The sequence below is a fragment of the Micromonospora rosaria genome, from assembly GCF_001567585.1.
In the GTDB taxonomy this organism is placed as follows: Bacteria; Actinomycetota; Actinomycetes; order Mycobacteriales; family Micromonosporaceae; genus Micromonospora; species Micromonospora rosaria.
Genome location: NZ_LRQV01000010.1, coordinates 1 through 23,196, shown reverse-complemented (window position 1 = coordinate 23,196; position 23,196 = coordinate 1). Strand labels below are relative to the sequence as shown.

Genomic DNA, 23,196 nt, shown 5'->3' with positions numbered 1-23,196 from the left:
CCATGCAGACGACAGACCTCCGGAGCATCCGCCCGAGCCGCGCCCTCGGCCTCGGCACGGCGGCGGCGGTGGTGGTGACCGCCCTCGCGTTGGCCGTGCTCGCCGAGGCGATCTTCACCCGGGATCCGTACTGGGCGCTGCGCTGGACCGTGGACCTCAAGGTCTACCTGGCCAGCGGCGAGGCCGTCCGGGACGGCACCTCGCTCTACGACGTCGCGATCCAGAACCCGATGTACGGGCCGATGCCGTACCTCTACCCGCCGTTGACCGCGATCCTGTTCTTCGTACCGCTCTCCCTGCTGCCCATCGGCGCGGCGAGCCTGGTGTGGAACACCGCGTCGCTGATCGCCCTGGGCGCGGTCGCCTGGCTCGCGCTCGGTGTCGCCGGGGTCCGCACCCCGCGCACCCGGGCCGCGCTGACCCTGGTCGTGCTGCTGGCGGCCACCTGGCTGCTCCCGGTCCGGATCCAGCTCATCGCCGGTCAGATCAACATGTTCCTGCTGCTACTGGTCCTGCTCGACTTCCGGGGGTACGCAGGCCGGTGGCGCGGGGTGGGCATCGGCATCGCCGCCGGCCTCAAGGTCACCCCGCTGATTTTCATCGGCTACCTGGTGGTGACCCGGCAGTGGCGGGCCGCCGGCACCGCGCTCGCGGCCTTCCTCGGTACGGTGCTCGCCGGCTTCGTGCTGCTGCCGGCGGACGCGGCCCGGTACTGGGGTGGCCTCGTGCTGCACTCGTCCCGGGCCGGTGGGGTCTGGGACACCCCGAACCAGTCGGTCGCCGGAGCGCTGTCCCGGGCGGTCAACAGCACCCAGTTCGCGTCCTGGTGGCTGGTGGTCCTGGCGGGGCTGGCGGTGTTCGGCCTCGCGGTGGCCTGGTACGTGCACCGGCACGGCTCGGACTTCCTCGGCTTCTCGGCCGCCGCCGTCACCGGCCTGCTGGTCTCGCCGGTGAGCTGGGAACACCACTGGGTGTACGTGATCCCCCTGCTGGTCTGGCTGGCCGTGCGGGCGTACCGGACCCGTTCCGTCGGTCTGGCCGTGGCGACGGCGGCGCTGGTGACGGTCTTCTCGGTGCGGGTCTTCTCGCTGCTGGGCATCGAGGAGTCACCGCCGGCCCCGATGGCCCTGGCCGGCTGGGAACAGGTGATCGCGGCGCTGTTCCCGCTGACCGGCCTGCTGCTGCTCCTGGCCGGGCCGCTCTGGGTCCGGCGGACCAGTCCGGTGCCGGCCGCCCAGCGGGTCGCCCGACGCCCGGTCGCCGAGCCGGCCCGGGCCCCGGCCCTGTCGGCCTGAGCCTGGTCGGACGATGCTGCGGGGGACGAACCGTCGTCCCCCGCACCGTCGCGTCCCGGTCAGGTCGGGGAGCGGTGCCGTTCCGGACGACCAACGATGTCGTCCTCCGCCTGGTCCCGTCCTGGTCAGTCCGGCGGGGGTGCGGCGGTGCTGTCCCGGACGACCAACTCGGCGGGGAGCAGCACGTGGTCCGCGGTGACCGGCCGGTCGCCGCGGGTGTCCCCGATCGCCCGGGCAAGGGCCGCCGCCGCCACCCGGCCCTTGGCCTGGACGTCCTGCCGGACGGTGGTCAGTGCGGGGCGGAGCTGCGCGGCCAGCGGGTTGTCGTCGAAGCCGACCACCGACAACTCGTCGGGGACGCGGATGCCGAGATCCTCGGCGGCTTGCAGGACACCGTGGGCGACCGCGTCGGAGAAGCAGAGGAGCGCGGTGGGCCGGTCGGGCCGGTCCAGCAGCAGCCGGGCCCCGGCCTTCGCCTGCTCCAGGTTGGCGCCGCCCTGACGGGCCATCAGCGGGGTGATGCCGGCCGCGTCGAGCGCGTCGCGCCACCCGAGCAGTCGCTGCTTCGAGGCGTGCCCGTCGACCGTGAGCTCCTCCGGCGTGACCAGGCCGTGGGTGCCGTGCAGCCCGGACAGCAGCAGCCCGACCCGGCGGTGCCCGAGGTCGATGAGGTGCTGGGCGGCGGCCCGCGCGCCGGACCGGTCGTCCACGTTGACCGCCGGGATGCCCTCCACCGGGTCCTGGTCGATGTAGACCAGGGGCAACCTGCGGCGGGAAAGGTACTGCACGGCGGTCGACGTCGGGTCGCAGGAGTAGACCAGCGCGCCGTCGATCGCGACGTCCCGCGCGGGGATGACCGCGCCGTCGTCGGACGAGGTCAACAGGGTGAGCGCCAGCCCGGTCGGGCCGAGTTCCTCGGCGATCGCGCCGAGGAAGCTGGTGGCGACCAGGTCGGTGAAGGCGAAGCGGAGCGAGGAGGTCAGCACGATCCCGACGGCACCGGTGGTGCCCTTGGCCAGGGCCCGGGCGGCGGGATCGGGACCGACGTAGCCGACTTCCTGGGCGGCGGCGAGAATCCGCTCGCGGAGCGCCGCGGAGAGTTGATCCGGCTTGGAGAACGCGTTCGACACGGTCATCCGACTCACGCCGACACGATCGGCGATCGTCTGCAGGGTCACTCGTGGCGCCACGTCACCACCGGTCGCTGGATCTGCGTCCGCCGCCGACGACCAGGAAACGTCGCCGACGGCGGAATGGTCTTTTCGTGTACGGGTGCAGCCTGGGCCGGATGGGATTGCCGGGCCGGGCCGGACTGCGGCGGCTATCGATCGATCATTGTTGCTGGTCGCAGCCTATCAAACGGCGGGCCGGGTCGGCCGGACCGCGTCGGCCGCGCGGGAGAGGCCGCGGGCGAGCGCCTCGCGGACGGCCCGGGTGCGCTGCGGCTTCTCCACGTGCGGGACCACCGGGGCGTTGGGGCGGGCGCTGTTGAACTCGTAGTTGACGTCGTTGATGGCGGTGGTGAAGGCGGCGGGCATTTCCATGACGATCATCTCCTGACGTCCTCGGCGCTTCTTTCTGTACCGATACAGTAACCCGGCCGTCTGTACCGGTCAAGAGGGATTCCTTGACCGGTACAGACGGAAGTCGGGTGTCGTTCGGGTGCGCCGGGTGCCGCCGCGCCTCGGTCTCGTCGGAGTGGTGGCAGAGGACCGACGGGGTCACCGGCTGCCAGCGCCGGTGACCCCGTTTTGGCTGCGGTCCGTCGCCCGGCGGTGGTTCCGCCCTCCGCCGGGCGACGGGCGGATCAGAGGTAGATCACCCGACTGCGGCGGTCGGCGGTGACCTCGTCCAGGCCGGCCGCGTCGAGGTCCACGTAGAGCTCGAGCAGTTGCACCACCGGGTCGAGGTTCACCCCCACCGGGAGCGGAAGCTTGACGGTCTGGTCGTTCAGCCGGTTCGGCGATGTGGAGGAGTCCCACTGCGCGCGGACCACGCTGCCGTCCGGGCAGGTCGCCTCGATCTGGGCCCGCAGTATCTTCGGGGTGCCGGTGGCCGTGATCTCCGCGGTGAACGACCCGGTCGCGGGGTCCTTGGTGACCGAGAGCTTCACGCCGCCGACCACCTGCACCAGGGCGCCGATGGCCAGGGCGCGCACCGCGAAACTCAGCGTGCGGGTCGGCACCCCGTCCGACGTGGTGAAGGTCGGGCTGGGGGCCATGAAGAGCTCGCCGTTGGTGAAGGCCTGGAGGTCGGCCTGGCACTTGTACAGGCCGTTCTTCCCCAGCTGCTGGTACACGCTGGTGTTCGACGCCGGCAGCGACTGGGTCAACGTGTAGCAGAGTCCCACGTCGTCGCCGGAGACGTTGTGCGCGTAGAGGTCCGGTCCGCCTCCGATGTCCAGCATCTGGAACTGCACGCCACCGACCTGGTACGGGCCGGTCGCCTGCCCCTGCTTCGCCAGCAGGAGCATCGGCAGGATGTTCGCCGCCACGCCCGCCACCTGCACCAGGGAGCCCAGCCAGTCGTCGAGCCCGGCCAGGACAGCCGGTGCCGGCTTCGCCGGTGCGGGGTCGGGAGCCGCCGTCGCACTGCCCGGTGCGACCAACCCGACCGTCGCGGCGGCACCGCCGAGCACGGCCGCGCCCCGCATCACGTCCCGGCGGCTCATCGACCGACGCCGGTTCTGTTCGTCCTGCATGTGCGACCTCCGCATCCGGCTGTGGTGTGCCATGAGGCTGGCATCGGCCACCTCCACACCAAGGGTGCCCGTCACGCTACTCGCCGTAGATATCGAAGTCCATCCCTGTGTTCGGGTGGTTGGAAGGCTCAGATTTCCCTGCTGACCAGGGCTTTCAACGCGATCGAGGCAAAACAGAAGAGGACCATCGGCAGGCGGCAGAGGCACTAGCTTGCCGACATGACCTGTGAAGCCTGGTTGGCGCAGACCCGCGCCTCCTACGACACGGTCGCCGCCAGCTATGCGGACCTGGTGCGCGACCTCCTGGCCACAACGCCCCACGAACGAGCGGCGCTCGCACTCTTCGCCGACATCGTGCACGCCGCCGGTGGTGGGCCGGTCGCGGACGTGGGCTGTGGGGCCGGGCGCATCACCGCCCACCTCCACGACCTCGGCATCGACGCCTTCGGCATCGACCTGTCACCCCGGATGATCGAGGTCGCGCGGCGCGATCATCCGGGTCTGCGGTTCGAGGTGGGCTGCATGACCGACCTCGATCTGGCGGACGCCTCGGTCACCGGTCTGGTCGCCTGGTACTCGCTGATCCACGTCCCCGACCACCGGGTCGGCGCGGTCCTGGCGCACTTCCGGCGGGTGCTGCGTCCCGGTGGGCCGTTGCTGCTCGGCTTCCACGTCGGCAACGAGTCACGACTCAAGACGCAGGGCTATGGCGGCCACCCGATGCACGTCCACGTCCACCGTCGTCAGCCCGCCCAGGTGGCGACCTGGCTGCGCGACGGCGGGTTCACCGTCGAGGCTCAGACGACTCTCACCTCGGCCGAAAGCTCGCTCGGCGCGATCATCCTCGCCGCTGCCACCTGAAACCGCCGGGTACGGGTGCGGACCCGCGCGCTACGCCCAGGTTGCGGTGTCCGGGTCGATGCCGTGGGCGCGGGCGCTGGCGTCGATGACGCGACGGAGCCAGCGGGCGAGGCCGGGGCGGATGCCGTCGTAGTGGGCGGCGAAGGCCGGGTCGGCCTCGTACCTGCGGCCGAGGCAGACCTGCATCTGCCTGCTGAGCGGGAAGTACGACGAGGCGAAGACGTCGCGGTGCCGCTCGACGAGGTGGTTCGCCTCCGGGCTGCCCGGTGCGACGCCGGCGTCCATCGCGTCGGCGAGGGCGCGGTCGAGGCTGGCGACGGCGTCCGAGATGGCCTGCCACTCCTGTGGGCCACGGGTGGCGGAGCGTTCGGCGTACTGCGACCACTGTGCCGTGTCGCCGTAGCGCTGGCGGGCCTGGGCGGGCCAGTCCGGGTTCCACCCCGGGCCGAAGATCGCGGCCTGCTGCTCGACGGTTAGCAGCAGGCCGCGCTCGTGGGCGTCGATCATCCGGTCCAGCCCGGCGCTGAGCTGCCGGAGGCGGTCGATCCGTTCGGCGACCTGGGCCCGCTGCGCCCGCAGCGCGCCGGGCACGTCCGCGGCCGGATCGTCCAGGACGGCCCGAATCCTGTCCAGGCCCAGACCGAGTTCCCGGTAGACGACGATGCGGTGCAGACGTTCCAGGTCCGCAGCCGTGTAGAGCCGGTACCCGGCGGTCGTGCGCAGCGACGGTCGCGCCAGACCGATCTCGTCCCAGTGGTGCAGCGCGCGGACCGTCACGCTCAGATGCGTCGAGACCTGACCGACGGTCAGGCCGTCGGCGTCGGCGGCATCAGGCATGCCCCTCATTGTCGTCGCGCCCGGCGGCCGGTGGGGTGATCCCGATGGCCGCGAGGTTCCGCGCCTCCTGGCTGGCCGGGTCGAAGGGCTTCGCCGCGGTGAAAACGATCCGTGCCTTCTCGGGGGTGATCACCTCCACGTCGCGGGTGTTCCAGGGCGTGTCCCGGGGGCCGTCGACCGAGTCCGGGCGTACCGCACGACAGGCCTCGACAAGCGGGTCGACCTGGCTGAGCACGCACGCGAAGCTGACGCTCATCGCCGGCGGCTGCTCCGCACCGGTCGCCGCCGAGACGAGGAGCACGTCCTGGAACGCCCACCGGCGCAGGTGCACGAGCGTGCCGGGGATGCCGAACAACTCGAAGAACCCGAGCCCCCGGGTCCAGAAGTCCACCGACGTCGCCAGGTCGCCGGTGGGGATCGTCACGAAGGCGGGCATGCCGTAGATGCCCCGGAACGGCTCCGGGGCGACCGCGTCGGGGCCGGGCGCGGGCACGGGACTCATCTCGAACGCGTCGTAGTGGTCGTTCATGCACCCACCCTCCAGCCTCACGCGACGTGAGGGTCAAGCCGGAGCGGGGAGGGCCGAAACGGGGCGGGCAAAAAGAAAGGCAAGGAGACGAACTCCTTGCCACTCTTAATGTATAGCGCACCCGGGGGCTTGCGGCAAGGCCCGGGTCGTACCGCAGAATCGTCCGCCGACGAATGGTCGGAGGCACCGGCCGAATCATCGGGGGAAAGGCGACCAGCAATGAGGACGTGTTCGACACGAGGCGCGACAGCGCTCAGGACGTCGACAATTCGACCGGCCAATACGGGACAAGGGAACGTGGCGGTGTCGCGATGACAGTTCCGTACGTCGTGGATCTGGCCGAGGCCGACGGGACGCAGGTCGCGGTCGTCGGCGGCAAGGGGGCGGGCCTGGGCGTGCTGTCGCGGATCGACGGCATCCGCGTGCCGGCCGGCTTCTGCGTGACGACCGACGCCTACCGGCGGATCATGGCGGACGCGCCGTCGCTCGACGACCAGCTCGACCAGCTCTCGCGTCTGGGCCCGGACGACCGGGAGGCGGTCCGCACACTCAGCGCGGACATCCGCCGGACCATAGAAGGGGTCGCCATCCCCGACGAGATCGCGGCGGCGGTCACCCGCGCACACGCGCAGCTCGGCGAGGGGGCCGCCTACGCGGTCCGCTCCAGCGCGACGGCGGAGGACTCGCCGACGGCCTCCTTCGCGGGCCAGCAGGACAGCTACCTGAACGTCGTGGGCCCGGCGGCGCTCCTCGCGCACCTCAGCCGGTGCTGGGCGTCGCTGTTCACCGAGCGGGCGGTGACCTACCGCCAGCGCCACGGCATCGACCACCGGTCGGTCCAGATGGCCGTGGTCGTCCAGCGGATGGTCTTCCCGGCGGCGGCCGGCATCCTCTTCACGGCCGACCCGGTCACGGGCAACCGCAGGGTCGCCACCGTGGACGCCAGCTTCGGCCTCGGCGAGGCCCTGGTCGCCGGCCTGGTGAACCCGGACGTGTTCACGGTGCGCGACGGCGAGATCGTCACCAGGACGATCGCCACCAAGCAGCGGGCCGTCACCGCCCTGCCGACCGGCGGTACCCGGGAACAGGTGATCGAGCCGGCGCGACAGCGGCAGCCGGCCCTGACGGACCCGCAGGTCGTACGGCTCGCGCAGCTCGGCCGGCGGATCGAGGCCCACGTCGGTTCACCCCAGGACATCGAATGGTGCCTGGTCGACGACGACTTCCAGATCGTCCAGAGCCGGCCGATCACGACCCTCTTCCCCGTGCCGGCGGTCGATGATCAGGACGACCACGTCTACGTCTCCGTCGGCCACCAGCAGATGATGACCGACCCCATGAAGCCCCTGGGGCTCTCGGTGTGGCGGCTGACGGCCCTGGCACCGATGCACGAGGCCGGCGGGCGGCTCTTCGTGGACGTCACCCCGCGCCTGGCCTCGCCGGCGAGCCGTGCCGCCCTCCTGGAACTGATGGGCAGGTCCGATCCGCTGACCAGGGACGCCCTGGAGACCATCCTCGACCGGGGCGACGTCGTCCCGTCGACCCCGCACGAGGGGGCCGGCGGCCCGCCCGGTGGCGCGCCCGGCGGGCCGGGCGGTGGCGCGCCCGGCGGCCCGCCCGCGCCGATCGAGGCCGACCCGGGCATCGTCACCGAGCTGATCAGGCGTACCGAGGCCTCCGTCGCCGCCCTGCGGCGCGCGATCCGGACCAAACACGGACCGGCGCTGTTCGACTTCCTGCTGGAGGCGTTCGAGGAACACCGACGGGCCCTCGCCGACCCGCTCAGCATGCAGGCGATCATGGCGGGGATGGAGGCCACCTGGTGGCTCAACGACAACCTGTGGGAGTGGCTCGGCGAGAGGAACGCGGCCGACACCCTCACCCTCTCCGCCCCGGGCAACGTCACCTCGGAGATGGGGTTGGCGCTCCTCGACGTCGCCGACGTGATCCGCCCGTATCCGGAGGTGGTGGCGTTCCTGCAGAAGGTCGAGGACGAGACCTTCCTGGACGGACTGCCCCACATTCCGGGCGGAGCCGAGGCGCGCGTCGCCATCGGGGCCTACCTCGACCGGTACGGCATGCGCTGTGTCGGCGAGATCGAAATCACCCGGCCCCGGTGGAGCGAGCGCCCCAGCACGCTCGTACCCGCGATCCTCGACAACGTCCGGAACTTCCCGCCGGGTGCCGCCGCTCGCCGCTTCGAGCAGGGCCGGCACGCGGCGGAGAAGAAGGCGCAGGAGGTGCTCGCCCGCCTGCGGGCCCTGCCCGACGGCGAGCAGAAGGCCCAGGAGACCGCCCGGATGATCGACCGGGTCCGGACCTTCGTCGGGTACCGGGAGTACCCGAAGTACGGCATCGTCAGCCGCTACCTCGTCTACAAGCAGGCGCTGCTGGCGGAGGCCGAGCGGCTGGTGCGCAGCGGGGTGCTCCGGGAGCGGGAGGACGTCTTCTTCCTCACCGTCGAGGAGTTCCACGAGGTGGCGCGCACGCACCGGGTGGACGACCGGCTCATCGACCGGCGCAGGGACGAGTTCCGGTCGTACCAGGCGCTCACGCCGCCCCGGGTGCTCACCTCCGACGGTGAGGCCGTCAACGGGTCCTACCGCCGCGACGACGTGCCGGCCGGTGCCCTGGTCGGCCTGGCGGTCTCCGCCGGCACCGTCGAGGGCCGGGCCCGGGTCGTCCTGGACCTGGCGCAGGCCGACCTCGAACCGGGCGACATCCTGGTCACCGCCTACACCGACCCCAGTTGGACGCCCCTCTTCGTCGCCGTCGCCGGGCTGGTGACGGAGGTGGGGGGCCTGATGACCCACGGCGCGGTGATCGCCCGGGAGTACGGCCTGCCGGCCGTGGTGGGCGTGGCGCAGGCCACCCGGCTGATCCGGACCGGGCAGCGGATCCGCCTGCACGGCACCGACGGGTACGTCGAGATCCTGCCCTGACCCACCACCCACCGCCGCGACACCCACGGCACCTGCGGTCAGGCGGACGCGGGCTGGCGCGGTGGCGGTGCGGTGGACGTGGCCGGCCCGACGTCGTAGCCGGCGGCCTGGAGGGCGAAGAGTTCGGCGTACCGGCCGCCGGTGGCGACCAGCTCGTCGTGGGTGCCGGCTTCCACGAGGCGACCCTGGTGCAGGACGTAGATGCGGTCGGCGTGGCGGACGTTGGCGAGCCGGTGGGTGATGAGGATGGTGATGGCGTGGCGCTGCCGGTCGCGGATGGCCTGGAAGAGGGCGTCCTCGGCCCGGGGGTCGAGGGCGGAGGACGGTTCGTCCATGATGAGCACGTCGGCGTCGCGCAGGAAACCGCGGGCGGCGGTGATGCGTTGCCACTGACCACCGGAGAGGTCCTGGCCACCGGCGAAGGTGCGGTCGAGCAGGGTCTCGTACCCGTGGGGTAGCTCGGTGATCATGTCGTGGGCGACGGCGCGGGCGGCGGCGGCTTCGATGCGGTCCTGCTCGGCGGCGGTCGGGACGTCGCCGATGGCGATGTTCGTGGCGGCGGTGAACGGCCACTTGTGGTACTCCTGCGTGACGACCGCGATCCGGGCGCGCAGGGCGTCGCCGTCCCAGTCGGTCACGGGCCGCCCGTTGTAGCGGATGCCGCCCCCGGTGGGGGTGCGCAGGGTGGCGATCATGGTGGCGAGGGTGGACTTGCCGGAGCCGTTCTCGCCGACGAACGCCACGGTCTGTCCCGCCTCGATGGTCAGGGTGACCTGGTCGACGGCGGCGCCGTCCCGGTCGGGGTAGCGCAGACTGACCGCCTCGATGGCCACCTCGCGCAGCCGTTCGCCCGGCGGTGTGTGCGGGTCCGGGGTGGCGGCGGGCGGCAGGTACTCGGCGGCACGGGTCATGAACGCGGTGTAGTCGCGGAAGTGCTGGCCCTCGGTGTAGACGCGGTCGATCTGGAAGGTGACCACGGCCAGGTTGCGTTGCGCGGCCTGGACGGCGATGACGCAGGTCGCGGCGGCGGCGAGCGGGATCTGCCCGTCGACGAGCAGGAGTCCGAGCAGCACGTAGACCGCGGCGGTGGCGATCCCGCCGATCATCGCGCCGACGGTGGTGGTCGTGGTGACCCGCCGGGCCAACGCGAGCTGGATGCCGGTCTCGACCCCCATCACCCGGTCGTACTGGTCGAGCAGGAAGCCCCGGAGACCGTAGGAGCGCAGCTCCGGGGCGGAGTCCCGCTCGGCCATCAGCCGGTGCAGCAGCCACAGCCGCCGACGCCGTACCGATCCCGCGGCGTAGGTCTGGTAGCGCAGGTGCCCGGCCCGCAGCGCCGCCCACCCGTTCGGCACGGTCGCGACGAGCAGGGCGAGCAGCAGCAGGGGATGGATCACCGCGACGGCGACGGTGACGGCGAGGACCCCGGTGACGCCGGCGAGCAGGTTCATCGACGACTGCACCAGGTCGGTGGTGGAGTCGGCGCCCCGGGAGGCCCGTTCCATGTCGTCGGCGAACGCGTCGGCGTCGAACGCCTCCAACCGGACCGCCGTGGTCACCTCGAACAGCCCCCGCTCCACCTCCCGGTCGACCTTGGGGGCGAGGCCGTTCTGCGCGTACCCCGTCGCGGCGGCCATGCCGGCGCGCAGCGCGGTCACCGCCGCGAGCGCGGCCAGGGCGGGCAGCGCGGCGACGACCTTGTCGGCGGTCGGCCCGCCGGCGAACAGTTCCACCAGCACCCGCTGGGTGGCGATCAGCCCGAACGCCGACAGCACCCCGGCGCCCACCGTCGTCGCCGCCACGATCGACGTCCGGAGCCGGTCGGCGCGCCAACTGACGGCGAGGGCGCTCCGGACCAGCCGGGGCAGCTCGGAGAAGACCGCGAACAGGCCGGCCTGGGCCCGCGCCCGCACCCCGGTCTCCCACCACATCTCCCGCAACTCCGGCAGGACCGAGTCCGGCCGGGCCGGTCCGGGGCGACCGGAGTCACGGTCGGGGTGGTCGGCTCTGGTCATGGCGGTACCTCCCGAAGGTGAACGAGGGTGCGCGACGGCGGTGGCGGTGCCGACGGCGACGGGCAGGTGGTGGCGGCGCAGCGGGGCCTGCCGGCACGGTAGAGCGCGGCGGGGCCGACACGCCCGCAGCGCCGTGCGCCGACATTGTCAGCACCTGCCAACACCGACTCCGACAGCGCGCCGACCTGGCCCGGCACCCCCGCTGACCTGGCCCGACACCACCGGCAGGGCCGCGCCGGCCCGGCCTGCCGCCACCGGCCGGTACCGCCGGGCACGGCGCGGTGTCTGCCCACGGCCGAATGCCGTGGGTACGCCGCCGGCGGCCGGCGAGACTGGGGGGCATGCCGGAGTCGATGGACGTCGCGGTCGGGGACCTGCACTTCGCACTGCGGGTGTGGCCCGCCCGCGCCCGGGGGAGGACACCGACGGTGTTGCTGCCCGGCACCGGGAAGACCGCACAGGACTGGGACGTGATCGCCGCCGCACTGGCGGCCGAGCGTCCGGTGTACGCCGTCGACCTGCGGGGCCACGGTGCCAGCGCCTGGCCGGGCAGGTACCGCGTCGGGCTGTTCGCCGACGACGTCATCGGCATCCTGGAGCGGCTGGACACCGGCGCGGTGGACCTGGTGGGTCACTCCCTCGGCGGTCTGGTGGCCTGTGCGGTGGCCGCCGCCCGGCCCGGACGGGTCCGCCGGCTCGTGCTCGAGGACATCGGATTCCCGCACCCGCGAGCACCGGGGCTACCCGCCCGCCCCGCCGGGCCCCTGCCCTTTGACTGGCGGGTGGTGGAGCAGGTCCGGCCCGAGATCGACGACCCGGATCCCGGCTGGGCCGACACCGTCGCGCGGGTCACCGCGCCCACGCTGCTCATCGCGGGTGGGGCGGCGAGCCCGGTCGCCCACGAGCACGTCACCGAACTCGCGCGACGTCTTCCCGACGCCCGGCTGACCACGATCGAGGCCGGTCATCTGGTGCACGAGACCGCCCCGGAGGAGTACCTCGCGGCCCTGACCGCCTTCCTCACGGACTGACCGCCCACCCCCGGCGTGCGGTCCCGACCGCACCGCCGGGACCGCACGCCGTACCCCGCCCCCGGGGTCAGGCAGACAAGGGCTCCGGTTCGCGGTACGCCGCGACCGGCACGACGGTGCTCACGGGGCCGGGGCGAACGGGTCCGGCGTCGCCGGCTCGAACACCAGGGGCAGGTCCTTCTCCATGGCGTACTCGTTGAGCCAGCGCTCGACCGGCCCGCTCGACGGCGCGACCCACGGCTCCGCGCCGTCCTTCGGCACCACCAGCGGACCGGTGGCGAGGCTGTCCATGATGTCGCCGGTCTCGATCGCGCGCACGGTGTTGAAGGGGAAGAGCCAGCACCACCCACGCTCGGTGGCAGCGTCCGGCACCAGCGCCAGCGGCTCACCCGACCCGCTCTGTTCGAGCCGCCGGAGCGCCGCGGTCGCCCGGACGAGTGCCCTGTCGGCGTTCATAGCTCGGTCCTTTCTCGTGGTCCTCGGGTGGGGTGCCCGCCCCGGTCACGGTGGTGACCGGGGCGGGCACCGGGATCAACTGACGGCTACCGGGGCCGGGGCCGTCCGGGGCTGCGGCAGGAAGCGGGCCGCCGCCGGGTCGTAGTAGCGGGAGCCGTCGTACTGCAACCCGGTCTCGGCGTCCAGGTACCGGCCGCCGAGCCGCAGCGGGGTGCCGTCCGGGTCGACCGGCCGACGGCTGTCGGGGCCGACGAGCCCCGTCGGGGTACCGGCACCGTCGGTCACCACCGCCCGTACCGTGCCGTCCTGCACCTGGACGACCGGGTGCGCCACGGTCGGGTGGTACTCCCACGCCGTCGTGGTGAGCGGGCCGTCGCCGTCGCGGTGGTGCTGCTCGACCAGCAGGTCACCGGACCAGACGAACCGCGTCTCCGCCAGCACCGCGCCCTTGGCGCCCTGGCGCTGCTTGACGATCCGCCGGTCGAACGCGTCGTACCGGTAGTGCCACCGGTCGTTCTCGGGCGTGGTGACCGTGGCCAGCCGGTTGCGGTGGTCCCAGGTGAAGTGCCAGTCACCGGTCGGGCCCGAGCGAATGACCGGCCGGCCCAGGTCGTCAAGCGTGTACGTGACCTCGCCCGATGGCTCGCCGGGCGTCGGGGCGGGGGCGGTGGGCGGCGTGATCGTCGGTCCCGCGTCCCAGCTCCGGCTGACCTCCCGGCCGCCGTCGTAGGCGAAGGAGAGCTGCCGCCCGCCGGCCACCAGGACCGTCGGCCGACCGGACTCGTCGTACGACCACTGGGTCACCGCGCCGGAGGGACGGGTTCGCGCGGTCACCACCCCGAACTGCTCGCTGTACGAGACGGCGACGGTGTGCCCGTTCACCGTCTCGCTGACCACCCGACCGGCCGCGTCACGCTCCAGCTGGATCGTCGAGTCGGCGTCGTCGGCGGCGACGACGCGGCCGGCTGCGTCGTACGTCCACCGCGTCACGGCCTTGCCCGTGCGGCGCTCCACCATCCGGCCGAGCACGTCGTAGCTGAGGTGGGTGACCTCACCGGCGGCGTCGGTGTGCTCGACGAGCTGCCCCGCGGCGTCGTACCCGTACCGCTGGGTGCGGCCGTCGAAGTCGGTCTCCTCGATCACCCGGCCGTTCGGGTCGTACGTGTACCGCCACGTCCGGCCCTGCGGGTCGGTGATGGTGGTCAGCCGCAGCTCGGTGTCGTACGTGTACTCCGTCCGGTTGCCGTCGTCGTCGATCCGGGCCGTCACCAGGTCGAACGCGCCGTACTCGAACCGGGTGCGGCGGCCGTCGGCGTCGACGGACTCGACGAGGTTGCCCTCGCCGTCGTAGCCGAACTCCTCGACGCTGCCGTCCGGGTTCTCCCGCCAGGCCAGCTCGCCCTCGACCGTCCAGCCGATCTCGGTGACGCCGTGGTCGTCCTCGACGAGGGCGATGCGGCCGAGGTTGTCGTACTCGTACCGGGTCTGCCGGCCCCCCTGCGTCAGCGAGGTGACCAGCCGCGTGGCGTCCCGGACGATGGCCGTCGGACCGGCCTGGGTGAGCGTGCCCGGCCCGTTCTCGACCGCCCGGTCGAAGCGCACCACCTCGCCGTCGGCGTCGGTCTCGGCGAGCACCCGGCCGTCGGTGTCGAAGGCCCGCTGGCGGGTGCTGCCGTCGAAGTCCGTCCACGACATGGCCCGGCCGAGGTCGTCGTAGGCGATGGTGGACTGGCTGCCGTCCGCCCGGGTGACCGTGGTCGGCCGCCCGTCCTCGTCGTAGTCGTAGGTCGTCGTGCGGCCGAGCGGGTCGGTCCGCGACCGCAGCCGGTTCGCGCCGTCCCACTCGCTGCGGGTCGTCGCACCGAGCGGATCGGTCTCCGCGACGACCTGGAAGCGGTCGTTCAGCTCGTACCGCCGCACCGCGCCGAGCGAGTCGGTGACCGTGGTCAGCCCGTCGGCGTACGCGAACCCGTACCGCAGGTGGCCGCCCTTGCCGTCGGTGCCGACGCAGCGGCCCGCCTCGTCGTACGTGTAGGTGTACCACTCGCCGTTGCGGTCGTCCCACCGCACGATCCGCCCGTCGGCGTACCCGAAGCGGGTGGCCTCGCCGGAGCTGTTGACCACGTCGACCAGGTTGTGCTCCCGGTCGTAGCCGAACCGGTACGCGGCCTGCATGGTGCCGGACCGGTTCGGCAGCCAGAGCACCGTCAGCAGGCCGCCGGAGGAGCTGAGGCCGATCCGGGCGCCGGCCGTGGAGCGCAGCTCGGTCGGGGTACCCGCGTCGTCCCGCTCGACCGACCAGCGGAGATCACCCTCGATGACGTCGGTGAGCAGCGACTCCCTGCCCTTCCCGGCGGCGAAGATCAGGACGCGTCCCGACGCCGGATCGGTCAGCAGCCAGCCCCCGCCCACCAGCCGGCGCAGCGGCAGGGCCCGGCCGACCTCGGGCAGCGCCTCCCCGCCCTCGGCGGGCAGCGGATAGGTGAGCATGGAACCGTCCGTGGCCAGGTAGCGCACCTGCTCGCCGTCGACGACGACCCGCTGGTCGAGGGTCGAGGCCCAGGACCGGCCGAAGGACCGGCCCCACCGGTAGTCGGAGCGGTGCGTGCGCTCCAGGGTCAGGCCCGGCAGCACGGCGTCGGTCTCGGTCAGGATCATCCGGCCGGTGGTCACGTCGATGGGGTCACCGGCGGTCGGCGTCTGCACGGTGGTCTTGGCCACCATGGCCGGCGGCACGTCCGTGAAGGGCGCCAGCGCCGTCTCCGTGCTGGTGTCGGCGAGGTCCGTGATCTCGGCGAGGTTCGTCGTGTCGAACAGGACGACCGACCCCTCCGGGCCGACCGCCGGCACGGTGCCGAGACCGCCGACCTGTCCGTCGATGAAGACCACCGGGCCGGACGGGTACCGGGTCACGTTGACCACGTGGGTGGGGGTGCCCACCGGGCCGGGCCGGAAGGCGACGACACCCTGGCTCCTGGTCCCCTTCGGCGTCGCGCCGAGCGCGTCCATCAGGCCCTGCACGGAGCCGACGTCCGTGACGGTGGCTCCCGGGTACGACCTGCGCACCTCGTCGAGGGTTGCCGGCACGGTCGTCGGCGGCGTGTCGAGGACCCGCCCGGACCGCTGGTACTCGTCGATGATCACGGCGGACTCGATGCTGGTCCGACCGGGCCCACCGGCGCCGATCCGGCTGACCCAGCCGAGGTTGCGGTTGCCGAAGTCCGCCAGGTCCGTGGCGGTGTTCGGGGTGGTGCTGTGCACGTTCGCCGCGAGCACCTGGAGGTCCGAGCCGTCCGTGAGCGGCACGGTGCGCAGCAGGTCGTTCGGGACGGCGGCGGGGTCGTCGGTGGTCGACGGCGTACCCGGCTGCCGTCGCGGCAGGAAGTCCGCGTCGTCCAGGGTGGTCTCGACCGACGGCAGGGGACTGGTCGAGTCGAGGCCGGCGAGCAGCCCGTGGGCCTGCTCGTAGAGGTTGACGACCGGTTGCACCCCGGCCTGGTCGGTGTAGTCGACAGCCGAGACGAAGCTGTCCCAGACGGCGGCGGCGGTGGCGTGGTCGGGGTGGGACTCGTGCCGGCCGAGGAAGTCGCGGACGGCGGCGGAGCGCTCGGTCGCCAGCATGGTGAGGTCGTCGAGGATGCGCTGCCGCCCGTCGACGCCGAGGCCGGGGTCGAGCACCCGGGGTGTGGGCTGGTTCGGGTCCGTCGCGGTGCTGTCGACGAGGGCCAGGTAGGTGTACGGGCCGCCGCCGTACGGGGCGAAACCGCCGTACGGCGCGTAGTTGCCGCCGTAGGGGGCCGGGGGAGGCGGGGGAGCGGTGGGATAGGTGTTGTACGACACCGGCCCGTAGGTGGGCATCTGGATGCCGGTCGGGCGGCGGTACCCGCCACCGCTGTCGTCGTCGTCACGGGGGGGCCGACTGCTCGTCGGGTCTGGCATGTCGGCGAGGTGGCCCTGGATGCGGCTGACGAGCCGCTCCGCCCGCTCGTTCTGCTCCTGCGCGCTGTGGTGGTACCTCCGGGCGTTGCGCCGGGCGGGATCGTCGTGGGGGAAGGTGGCCTGGGCGGCTTCCCGGACCTCGTGCGCGTAGGACTCGTTCGTCTTGGCGCTGGCGGCAGCCTTTCGCGCCCGCGTCAGCAGGTCCGTCAGGGCCGATCGCACCCGGTGCGGTGACCGGTCCCGTCGGAGGCTCTCCTCGATGGTGTCGAGGTCGCCCTTGACGCGGTTGGTCTCCTCGCGGACCGCGCCGAGGATCTGGTGCGCCTGGTTCGAGGTGAGCGGCGGCGGCGTGGCGTTACGCCGCACCATGGCGGCGAGGTCGTCGGACTGGCGGTCGATGCCGCTGAGGTTCGCGTTCATGGTGACGAGGTAGCGGAACTCCCCGCCCACCATGCCCGGCGGGTCGACGTTGTCGGTGGTGGGGTTGATGCCGAGCTCCTGCTCAAGGCTGAAGAAGGGTACGGAGCTGCCGTCCGGGTAGCGGGACCCGTAGACGATGTTGTCCGCCCCGTTCTTGATGTCCTCGTCGGAGTAGTAGTCGGCGGTGTCCGTCTCGAAATCGATCAGACCTGCCCCCTGGGCGTGCCGCTGGCCCGGGTCGAAGCTGCTGAGACGATCGTGCATGAGCTCCTTGACGTGGTCGGCACGGTCGCGCAGGTAGTTCCGGACGTCCTTCGGCAGGGCCGCACGCATGTCCCTGATCTCCTTGCGCGGCGCCAGGAGGACGAAGTGCTTGTTCAGCATCCGGACGCGGTTGTTCATCGCCTCGACGGCAGCCACGAGCTGCGCCGCGACGACCGGGAAGGAGATGGCGACGTACCCGTTCAGGCGACTCTGGTGCCAGGGCAGCGCCCGCCCGCGGGTGTACTGGCGGAAGTCGGCTGCCACCTCCCGCCCGAGTGCGAGGGCGCTCTCGGTGAGTCGCCGCGGGGTCTGGTTCCCGGCGGGGGAGTAGTTCGCGGCGGCGTACCCGAGGAAGGCGGGCAACGAGTGGTTGTGCATGCCCACGGTCCACTGGGTGTACGGAGCGGCGAACTGGCCACCCTGGACCGCGACGTTGTCGCCCGTCGACAGGCCGCCCGGAGAGCGGAACTGGATTCCCGGCACCCGGCCGAGCACGGTCCGGAGCGTGAAGGCCCGCCCGGCCGGAACGGAGAGGATGGCGTTCAACGCGATGTCCCGCGCCTCGCGGACATCGTCGGGGTCCGCCGCGTCCTCCCAGTCCTCCACCCTGCTCGGCCCCGAGACCACCTCGATGATCATGACCATGCCGGTGCGGTTGCCGATGGTGCGTTGCTGACTGTCGACCTTGAAGACCAGGCCGGGCGCGCGGGCGAGCGGCTGCCCCAGATCGATGTTGATGCCGTTCTGCCCGGCGATCTGGACGGCGATCTCCGTCTCGGTGGCGAGCCGCCAGTGGGTCTCGGCGGTGGCGATGTCGGCGGCGGAGGGCACCGGGCCGCCCGGCATGTGGGTCTGGTCGTGGACCACCTCGCTGACCCGGCCGTCGGAGTCGGCGGTGTAGGTGACCCAGACGTCGTCGGAGAAGGCGTGGCCCCGGCCCGTGGTGAACACGGTCGTCTGGGCCGCGGTGACCGGGACGTTCGGCAGCCGCTTCGCCAGGTCGACGGCGAACAGCGGGCCCGCGTCGCAGGCGACGACCGTGATGGGCCGGTTGTTCCAGCCGGGGTCGTTCTCGATCAGACCGCCGACGACGTCGGGGTCGTAGGCGTGCCCACCGGCGACGATCTCGCCGTCGACGCCCTCCACCGCGAGCTTGTAGTCGGGCCCGACCGGGAGGGAGTCGGCGTGGGCCTGGTGGGTGGTGTCGGTCTCGTGCAGCATGCGCAGACCGCCCGGGGTGAACACCGGTCGGATCGGTCCGAACTGCGTCACGGTCGGCTGGCTGAGGACGCGGCCCCGCCGCCGCGTGGTCGGGGACGGGTCACGGTTGCCGTCGCGGTCCGGCTGGGGACCCGGCTCGGGCAGCGACTGCAACCCGTCCCGGACACTGTCCACGGTGGCGTCCGGCGACAGGTTCGGCGTCGACCCGCTCTCGGCGTACCAGGTGTCGGCGTGCCGCACCGTGCCGTCGGTCGTGGTGGCCGTGGCCGGCATCGGGGCGGGACGCGGCTGGTACCGGACGATCTGGTTGCCGTCGGGGTCGGTGGTGACCACCTGCATCAGCGGTGGCGTGCCGTACAGCGCCTCCGGCGGCGGCGCGGTCGCCTGGGGCGGGAGCTGGCTCGGCTCACCGTCGGCGGTGACGGTGCCCACCGGACCGCCGTCGCCGAGCGGGTTCAGCGCCGGTTGGGCCACCTTGCAGCTCGCCAGACCGAGCGGGTCCGCGAGGGTCAGCGGGTCCGCGACGTACGCGGTGGGGTTCGGTCCACCGGTCAGGCCGAGCGGGTCCGGGCTCAGGTAGCGTGCCGTGCCGGGATCGTAGAACCGGAACCGGTTGTAGTGCAGGCCGGTCTCACCGTCGAAGTACTGCCCGGGGAAGCGCAGCGGGGTGGCGGCCGGACCGTGGCCACGGCCCCACAGGTCGCTGCGCGACCACCAGTGCAGCTCACCGTTCGCCGTCACCAGGTGGGTCGGCGTGCCGATCAGGTCGGTGACGACGGTCCGCAACTCGTCGCCGTCGGTCTGGGTCACCGGAGCCGAGCCGCCCGGCCGGTACTCCCAGTGGGTGGTGGCGGTGCCGCCGGTCGCGTCCCGGTGGCTCTGCTCCACCAGCAGGTCGCCGGACCAGGCGAACCGTACCTCCTCGACCACGCTGTCGTCGGCGGCGAGGCGCTGCTTGGCGATCCGGCGACCGAAGCCGTCGTAGCGGTACCGCCAGCGGTCCCCGCCCGGCGTCACCACCTGCACGATCCGGTCCTCGGCGTCCCAGCCGAAGCGCCACGTGCCGGCCGCGTCGACCCGGGCGGCCAGCCGGCCCTTCCCGTCGTACTCGAACGTGGCGTCGTCGGACCGCACCAGCATGGTGCCGTCGAACTCCCACCGGCCCCCGCCGGTGCCGGTCAGGTTGCCGGCCGCGTCGTAGTCGTACCGCTCGCGCTCGGAGCCGTCGGCGACCACGGTGCGGATCCGGCCCGCCTCGTCGGCGGCGAAGGTCCGCTCGCCGTCGAGGGTCTCGACGATCGCGGTCACCCGGTCGGCGGCGTCGTAGCGGAAGTCACGCTCGGTGATGCCGGCGATGTGCTGGACGGCCAGCCGCCCGGCGGCGTCGAAGGTCTGACGCAGCGCCACCGCGTCGTCGACGGTCCGGCTGATCTCCCGCCCGAGGTCGTCGTGCTCGAAGCGCACCAGGTGACCGCCGGTGCGCAGGCTCTCCGGCCGGCCGTCGGCGTCGTAGGACCACCGGCTCGACCGGCCCGACGGCGTCGTGCGCGCCTGCACCGTGCCCAGTCCCGGGTGGTACGAGGTGCGGACGGTCCGGTCGTTGATCGTCTCGGCGACCACCCGGCCCTGCTCGTCGCGCTCGAACCGGACCACGGCGTCGGGGCTGGTCACCGCGGTGATCCGGCCCTGCGCGTCGTACTCCAGCCGGGTCACGGCGTCGCCGACCCGCCGCTCGGTCACCCGCCCCAGCAGGTCGTAGCCGTAGTGCGTGGTCTCGCCGGTCGGATCGGTGTGCGCCACCAACTGCCCGGCGGCGTCCCGCGCGTACCGCTGGGTGCGGCCGTCGAAGTCGGTCTCCTCGACCAACCGGCCGGCCGCGTCGTAGGCGTACCGCCAGACCTGCCCGGCCGGGTTCGTGACCGCGGTCAGCCGTAGTTCGGTGTCGTACGTGTACTCCGTCCGGTTGCCCGCCTCGTCGACCCGCGCAATCGGCAGGTCGAACGGGCCGTACTCGAACCGCACCGCACGACCTGCTGCGTCGATGCTCTCCACCAGGTTCCCCTCGCCGTCGTAGTGCCAAAGCTGTCGGGAGCCGTCCGGGCCGACGCGCGACGCCACGTCGCCCTCCGGCGTCCAGCCGATCTCCGTACTGCCGTTCTCGTTCTCGATGACGACCACCCGGCCGAGGGCGTCGTACCCGTAGTGGGTGTCGCCGTTGCCGGTGGTCGTCGAGATGACCTGCCGCGCCGCGTCCCGGACGACCACCGCCGAACCGACCTGGACGGCCGTCGCCGCGCTGTCGCCGACGGGCCGGTCGAAGCGCACGACCTCGCCGCTGGCGTTGATCTCGGCCAGCACCCGGCCGTCGGTGTCGAACTCCCGGCTGACCGTCGAGCCGTCGAAGTCCGTCCACGAGGTGGCCCGGCCCAACCCGTCGTAGGTGGTGGTGGAGCGGCTGCCGTCCGGCCGGACGATCACGGTCGGCCGTCGGTCGGCGCCGTACTCGTACCGCGTGGTGCGGCCCAGCGGGTCGGTCCGCGACAGCAACCGGTACGTGTCGTCCCACTCGTGGCGGGTGGTGGCTCCGAGGGCGTCGGTCTCCGCCACCACCTGGAGGCGGTCGTTGAGCTCGAACCTGCGCACCCCGCCGAGCGAGTCGGTGACGACCGTCAGGCCGTCCGCGTACGCGAACCGGTAGCGCAGGTAGCCGCCCCTGCCGTCGGTGCCGACGCAGCGGCCGGCCTCGTCGTAGGTGTACGTGTACCACTCGCCGTTGCGGTCCTCCCACCGCACGATCCGGCCGTCGGTGTCGTAGTCGAGCCGTACCGGGTCACCGGACGAGTTCCGTACCTCGACCAGGCGGCGTCGGTCGTCGTACCCGAAGGCCGGCAGCTCGACCGCGTCCTCGGCCCCGTCGGCGGGTACGAAGAGCGCGCCGCTCACCAGGCCGTCCCCGGTACGCAGCTCCACCCGGTCCCCGGCCGACGAGCTGAGCCGTACCGGAGTGCCGGCGTCGTCCCGGACGACGTGCCACCGCACACCGGCCGTCGCGACGTCGGAGAGCAGCGCCGCCCCGTCGTCACCGGCCGGAGTGAACAGCAGCAGGGCGTCGGGCCGTGCGAGCGACCAGCCACCGCCGACCAGCCGGCGCAGCGGAACGGGACGGCCGAGCAGTGGCAGCGCCTCCTCGCCCTCGGCGGGCAGCGGGTAGGTGAGGATCGACCCGTCGGCGTCCAGGAACCAGGCGTGCCGGTCGTCGGCGACCACGCACTGGTCCAGCGTCGACGCCCAGCTCGGGCCGAAGGACCGGCCCCAGCGGTAGTCCGAGCGGTGGGTGCGGGACAGGGACAGGCCGGGCAGGGCCGCATCGGTCTCGGTGTAGATCATCCGGCCGGTCGTCACGTCGATCGGGTCACCCACGCACGGCGTCTCGGCGGTCGACTTCACCACCACCGCAGGCGGCACGGTCCGCAGCGACCGGGCCCGACCGGAGGGCGACACCGCAGGGGAGAACCGCGACGGACGAGGACCGTTCCGCTCACCCGGCGGTGGTACCGCCCGCCGGTCGGTCGGGTCGGGCGTCGCCACCGCCACGGGGCTGCTCGGATCCGGTGGCCGGCCGGTCGGGTCTGCCGTCGGGTCGGTTGTCCGCTCCGGTGGCGCGTCCGTGGCCGTGGTCTGGTCGCGGACCTCCGGGCTCTCGTCGTCGGTGTTGTCGCGGGTGGAATCCGTGACCGGGGAATCCGTGACGGTGGTGACCGGCCTGGGCGGCGGAGCGTCCGTCGGGCCCGGCCTCGTGGGTGCAGGTCGTCCGGTGGTGGAGGGGCCCCTGGGGGTGTCACGGGTCGGCGTGGGCCCGGACGCCGGGGGCGCGGGCGTGTGCGTGCTTGGGACGCTTCCGACCGTCGGGCCCGGTACGACCGGCCGGTCGGCCGGTGCGGCCGGTTGCGGGGTCGTGCCTCCGGTCGTCCCGGTGGTCGCGGGCGGGGTGGCACCCGGAACCGGGGCCAGGGCCCCGGGCACCGTGGCGGGTGGGGCGGTGACGGCGTCCGCCGGGCCGATGTCGGTCGGCCCGGTACCGGGCGTGGTGGCTGGTGGCGCGGAGCCGGCTGGCGTGGTGCCCGGCTGCTGCCCGTCCGGCGGTGCGGTCGGGCCGGTCGGCGGCGATCCCTGCGGACCGGTGACCGGCGTCGGTACCGGTGCGGCCGGGGCCACCGGCGGGGCCGTGGGGTCCTGCGTCGGGGGAGCCTGCGGTGCCGGGCTCACGGTGCCGGGGTGCGGGTTGGGCCGCGCCACCGTGCCGTCGTCTCCGGTGATCGGAGCCGGCGTCGGCGTCGGCGTCGGGACGTGCTGGAGCGGCCGGTTGTCGCTGGTCACGGGGGCCGGGACGGGCGACGAGCCCTCGGTCTGCTGCGGGTCTCCCACCGGGGCCGGGTTCACCGGGACGACCGGAGCCGGGTTCACCGGGACGACCGGGGCCGGACCGGTGGGGTCGATCGGGGCCGGGTTCACCGGGGCCGGACTGGTGGGGGACGGGTTCACCGGGGTCGGATTGACCGGGGCCGGACTGGTCGGGTCGATCGGGGCCGGGGTGACCGGGGTCGGAACGGTCGGGTTCGTCGGGTCGACCGGGGTCGGCGACCCCGAGGGGTCGACAACCCCGGGGGCGGGGTCGCCGACGGGCG

At 73.0% G+C, this 23,196-nt stretch carries 12 protein-coding genes and 1 pseudogene; 5 read left to right on the top strand and 8 right to left on the bottom strand.

Annotation, left to right across the window (positions count from 1 at the left end; all coding sequences use genetic code 11):
- Positions 1-2: 2 nt before the first annotated feature.
- Complete coding sequence (locus AWW66_RS05030) at positions 3-1,295, top strand: glycosyltransferase 87 family protein (protein WP_067360384.1); 1,293 nt, start codon at positions 3-5, stop codon at positions 1,293-1,295.
- A 125-nt stretch (positions 1,296-1,420) separates the two neighbouring features.
- On the opposite strand, the gene AWW66_RS05025 is transcribed toward AWW66_RS05030, so the two are convergent.
- From AWW66_RS05025 to AWW66_RS05015, 3 genes are all read right to left on the bottom strand, one after another.
- Complete coding sequence (locus tag AWW66_RS05025) at positions 1,421-2,431, bottom strand: LacI family DNA-binding transcriptional regulator (RefSeq protein ID WP_067360562.1); 1,011 nt, start codon at positions 2,429-2,431, stop codon at positions 1,421-1,423.
- Between the two features lie 219 nt (positions 2,432-2,650).
- Positions 2,651-2,848 (bottom strand): hypothetical protein, encoded by a 198-nt coding sequence (locus AWW66_RS33390; protein WP_067360382.1) that lies wholly within the window; start codon positions 2,846-2,848, stop codon positions 2,651-2,653.
- 254 nt (positions 2,849-3,102) lie between these two features.
- Entirely contained in the window at positions 3,103-3,996 is an 894-nt protein-coding gene (locus AWW66_RS05015) for a twin-arginine translocation signal domain-containing protein (RefSeq protein ID WP_067360380.1), read from the bottom strand.
- A 219-nt stretch (positions 3,997-4,215) separates the two neighbouring features.
- On the opposite strand from AWW66_RS05015, the gene AWW66_RS05010 reads away from it, so the two are divergent.
- The gene (locus tag AWW66_RS05010) at positions 4,216-4,857 is read left to right on the top strand and encodes a class I SAM-dependent DNA methyltransferase (protein ID WP_067360378.1); all 642 of its coding nucleotides are present in this window, start codon (positions 4,216-4,218) and stop codon (positions 4,855-4,857) included.
- Between the two features lie 30 nt (positions 4,858-4,887).
- Here the strand turns inward: AWW66_RS05010 and AWW66_RS05005 are convergent, their stop codons facing one another.
- Complete coding sequence (locus tag AWW66_RS05005) at positions 4,888-5,694, bottom strand: MerR family transcriptional regulator (RefSeq protein WP_157527158.1); 807 nt, start codon at positions 5,692-5,694, stop codon at positions 4,888-4,890.
- Positions 5,687-6,223: a VOC family protein gene (locus AWW66_RS05000; RefSeq protein WP_067360374.1), complete on the bottom strand. Its 537-nt coding sequence runs from the start codon at positions 6,221-6,223 to the stop codon at positions 5,687-5,689. Before AWW66_RS05000 ends, AWW66_RS05005 begins: the two co-directional genes overlap by 8 nt.
- 311 nt (positions 6,224-6,534) lie before the next feature.
- Here AWW66_RS05000 and rph point away from each other — a divergent pair, with 311 nt between their 5' ends.
- Complete coding sequence (rph, locus tag AWW66_RS04995) at positions 6,535-9,165, top strand: rifamycin-inactivating phosphotransferase (RefSeq protein ID WP_067360372.1); 2,631 nt, start codon at positions 6,535-6,537, stop codon at positions 9,163-9,165.
- Positions 9,166-9,203: 38 nt separating this feature from the next.
- Here the strand turns inward: rph and AWW66_RS04990 are convergent, their stop codons facing one another.
- Positions 9,204-11,180 (bottom strand): ABC transporter ATP-binding protein, encoded by a 1,977-nt coding sequence (locus AWW66_RS04990; RefSeq protein ID WP_067360370.1) that lies wholly within the window; start codon positions 11,178-11,180, stop codon positions 9,204-9,206.
- A 341-nt stretch (positions 11,181-11,521) separates the two neighbouring features.
- Here AWW66_RS04990 and AWW66_RS04985 point away from each other — a divergent pair, with 341 nt between their 5' ends.
- The gene (locus tag AWW66_RS04985) at positions 11,522-12,211 is read left to right on the top strand and encodes an alpha/beta fold hydrolase (protein ID WP_067360368.1); all 690 of its coding nucleotides are present in this window, start codon (positions 11,522-11,524) and stop codon (positions 12,209-12,211) included.
- A gap of 120 nt (positions 12,212-12,331) precedes the next feature.
- Here the strand turns inward: AWW66_RS04985 and AWW66_RS04980 are convergent, their stop codons facing one another.
- The gene (locus AWW66_RS04980; protein WP_067360366.1) at positions 12,332-12,667 is read right to left on the bottom strand and encodes a YrhB domain-containing protein; all 336 of its coding nucleotides are present in this window, start codon (positions 12,665-12,667) and stop codon (positions 12,332-12,334) included.
- Between the two features lie 75 nt (positions 12,668-12,742).
- Positions 12,743-21,964, bottom strand: a complete 9,222-nt coding sequence (locus AWW66_RS04975; RefSeq protein WP_157527156.1) for a DUF6531 domain-containing protein — start codon at positions 21,962-21,964, stop codon at positions 12,743-12,745.
- Positions 21,965-22,874: 910 nt separating this feature from the next.
- Here AWW66_RS04975 and AWW66_RS34775 point away from each other — a divergent pair.
- Positions 22,875-23,196: pseudogene (locus AWW66_RS34775) on the top strand (spore surface glycoprotein BclB); the annotation flags it as partial.

Coding starts and splice junctions, on each gene's coding strand:
- AWW66_RS05030 (WP_067360384.1), top strand. CDS start 3: ATGCAGACGACAGACCTCCGGAGCATCCGCCCGAGCCGCGCCCTCGGC.
- AWW66_RS05025 (WP_067360562.1), bottom strand. CDS start 2,431: ATGACCGTGTCGAACGCGTTCTCCAAGCCGGATCAACTCTCCGCGGCG.
- AWW66_RS33390 (WP_067360382.1), bottom strand. CDS start 2,848: ATGATCGTCATGGAAATGCCCGCCGCCTTCACCACCGCCATCAACGAC.
- AWW66_RS05015 (WP_067360380.1), bottom strand. CDS start 3,996: ATGCAGGACGAACAGAACCGGCGTCGGTCGATGAGCCGCCGGGACGTG.
- AWW66_RS05010 (WP_067360378.1), top strand. CDS start 4,216: ATGACCTGTGAAGCCTGGTTGGCGCAGACCCGCGCCTCCTACGACACG.
- AWW66_RS05005 (WP_157527158.1), bottom strand. CDS start 5,694: ATGCCTGATGCCGCCGACGCCGACGGCCTGACCGTCGGTCAGGTCTCG.
- AWW66_RS05000 (WP_067360374.1), bottom strand. CDS start 6,223: ATGAACGACCACTACGACGCGTTCGAGATGAGTCCCGTGCCCGCGCCC.
- rph (WP_067360372.1), top strand. CDS start 6,535: ATGACAGTTCCGTACGTCGTGGATCTGGCCGAGGCCGACGGGACGCAG.
- AWW66_RS04990 (WP_067360370.1), bottom strand. CDS start 11,180: ATGACCAGAGCCGACCACCCCGACCGTGACTCCGGTCGCCCCGGACCG.
- AWW66_RS04985 (WP_067360368.1), top strand. CDS start 11,522: ATGCCGGAGTCGATGGACGTCGCGGTCGGGGACCTGCACTTCGCACTG.
- AWW66_RS04980 (WP_067360366.1), bottom strand. CDS start 12,667: ATGAACGCCGACAGGGCACTCGTCCGGGCGACCGCGGCGCTCCGGCGG.